Origin of the sequence: Microcoleus sp. T2B6 (assembly GCF_036700475.1) — a bacterium.
In the GTDB taxonomy this organism is placed as follows: domain Bacteria; phylum Cyanobacteriota; class Cyanobacteriia; order Cyanobacteriales; family Microcoleaceae; genus Microcoleus.
The window spans coordinates 1-2,237 of record NZ_JAUBOZ010000231.1; the positions used below are offsets into that span (position 1 = coordinate 1).

At 59.1% G+C, this 2,237-nt stretch carries 3 protein-coding genes; all 3 read left to right on the forward strand.

Going from position 1 to position 2,237, the window contains the following annotated elements:
* Positions 1–80: 80 nt before the first annotated feature.
* On the forward strand, positions 81–401 hold the full coding sequence (locus QUA00_RS36570; protein WP_332986675.1) for a hypothetical protein: 321 nt from the start codon (positions 81–83) through the stop codon (positions 399–401).
* Positions 402–489: 88 nt separating this feature from the next.
* The gene (locus QUA00_RS36575) at positions 490–1,008 is read left to right on the forward strand and encodes a hypothetical protein (protein ID WP_332986676.1); all 519 of its coding nucleotides are present in this window, start codon (positions 490–492) and stop codon (positions 1,006–1,008) included.
* 768 nt (positions 1,009–1,776) lie between these two features.
* Positions 1,777–2,142: a DUF6984 family protein gene (locus QUA00_RS36580; RefSeq protein ID WP_332986677.1), complete on the forward strand. Its 366-nt coding sequence runs from the start codon at positions 1,777–1,779 to the stop codon at positions 2,140–2,142.
* The last annotated feature ends 95 nt before the right edge of the window (positions 2,143–2,237 follow it).

A 2,237-nucleotide genomic window follows, 5' to 3' on the forward strand; every position in this document is an offset into this window, starting at 1 on the left:
CGCACCTAACATTTCGCTCAAGCGGACCAATCAATCGCTTCGCGATTGATGTGGCCGCTTAGCTCCAGCGTTAGGCGCCAATGACAGATCGCAGTCACACGGAGCTGTACTCCAAGCTCCTCGCGTTCGTCGAGGAGCACGGCCATGCGGCGCTGGAAGGCGTTGCGGAACGCGGTATGCCGGCGAGCCGAGCGCTTGAGTTCATGGCGCTCCTCGAGGCACATAGAGTGCCGCTGTACGGGCTTGAGGTCTGGCGCAACTGTCCTGGCGGGTATGACCTCGACGTCTCTTCTATTTGGTATTGCAGCAGCGGCCTGCATCACCAGTATTCAGAGGCGCGGGAAGGGCTCCGACTGGCACAGCCAACGCCGGCAGATCTCGTGGCGGTCCAATTCGGCTAAATTGGCGCCTAACATTTCGCTCAAGCGGACAGATCAATCGCTTCGCGATTGATGCTGCCGCTTAGCTCACCAGTTAGGGGCAGGCAGGATGCGACTTTTCGCGGAATTTACGAGCCATCTCCAAAAGAGAATTGAAGATGCGCTGTCTGAGCTCGCCCCTCTTTCGCCGGAGGAGGCCACGGGAATTGCAGCTCAGTTTCCGGGCATCCCGCAGGACTACCTGGACTTTTTGCAACTGTACGGACACGGCGGATTGAAGCTTGGGGAGTATCGCGACACATGGATTCGACAGGAGCCAGTCCTGGCAGCCAGCTACTTCAATGAAGAGCTTTATTACGTCACCTCGGACTTTCCAGCGCCTAGGGGTGACGTCATTGGATTTGCCACTGATGAGGTCGGAGCTCTCTACGGCTTTGACTCTGGCGACGGATGGCGCATCGTGTGCGTGGACGGGCGCCGAGATGTGGTTCGTTTTGAGCTCACGTTTGTGGAGTTCATCGCCGGAGTTGTTTGTTGCCACCCGTACATGCCCGTTGCAAGGATCTCCGGTGGCTGGGTCGATGGAGTCGGGGAGAGGTTCCTCGATACCGAGGCCGTCGCGCGGTAACTTCATGACTACCGGCAGAGGCTCCATGTCAAACTTGCCCCTAACAGTTCGCTCAAGCGGACCAATCAATCGCTTCGCGATTGATGTGGCCGCTTAGCTCCAGCGTTAGGCGGTTGGTTCTAGGGTGGGCTGAGGCGAGTTCGGTCTCGGCAAGTGCGAGACAACTGGCCGCGAGACATCCGGCCCGCCCGCGCTGTGTAGCCGCGCGTCGCAAGTCCGACGGGCCGTCGAGTAGCCAGTGCCAGGTTTAGGCAGGCGCGGGCACAACAAAACTCAATCCGGCCTTGTCTGCTGTTCCTCGCTCCGGCACATTCCGCCTAACTATTCGTTCAAGCGGACAGTCCAATCGCTTCGCGATTGGAGCTGCCGCTTAACTCAGACGTTAGGCACGGAGGCAGCATGATCGGTCACGGCGAGAATCGGACGCGCTTCTTTGTCGCTTACGGATACTCCGTAGTAGCGGCTCTTGCGGTTCTGTCGCAAGCCCTTATGGAAATAGTGAGGGGCGACGGCGCCAAGGAATGGTTGATCGGCCTTGCGGCCGCGATGCTGGTCTCGCTGGTTCCAGGGTGGTTAGCACGCCACCTTCCGGGCCCCATATGGCTCACGCCCGTCGTCCTCGGCATCGGTGCGGGCCTTGCCATGTTTCCTGCGCTAGGCTTCATCTTCTCGGCACTGAGATAGATCAGTGCCTAACAGTTCGCTCAAGCGGACCAATCAATCGCTTCACGATTGATGTGGCCGCTTAGCTCCAGCGTTAGGTGGGCCATGAGACAGCTTCTCGAGACCGAGTGCCCGCTTGTAGAGTTCTTGTTTGATCTGGCGGCCATCCCATTTGATGCTGCGGCAATCACCGTTGCGCCCATGGCAGACGGCGGCATGGGCAGCTTGGCCATTGCGCCCTTCGCTACCGGCCGGCAACTTGGCTCCTCTCCCGCGCAGTGCCACTTCTTCACAGACGAGGGCGTTCCGGTTTCTGCCGTCCTCAACCTCGACAAGGATGGGTTGCCGTTTGAGATCGACGTTTGGCGGGTAGACTTCAAGCCGGTGGTGGCCTGGCCCTCGCGCAACGATCTTGTGGCTGGCCCACCTAACAACTCGCTCAAGCGGACAGATCAATCGCTTCGCGATTGATGCTGCCGCTTAGCTCCAGCGTTAGGCCATGCAGAACTCGCCACTTCTCGACTCAGTGCTTAATCCCGGAGTCATCGCTTTGTGCATGAGCGTTG

Excerpts from the sequence above, each read along its gene's own strand:
- QUA00_RS36570 (WP_332986675.1), top strand. The coding sequence starts at position 81 with ATGACAGATCGCAGTCACACGGAGCTGTACTCCAAGCTCCTCGCGTTC.
- QUA00_RS36575 (WP_332986676.1), top strand. The coding sequence starts at position 490 with ATGCGACTTTTCGCGGAATTTACGAGCCATCTCCAAAAGAGAATTGAA.
- QUA00_RS36580 (WP_332986677.1), top strand. The coding sequence starts at position 1,777 with ATGAGACAGCTTCTCGAGACCGAGTGCCCGCTTGTAGAGTTCTTGTTT.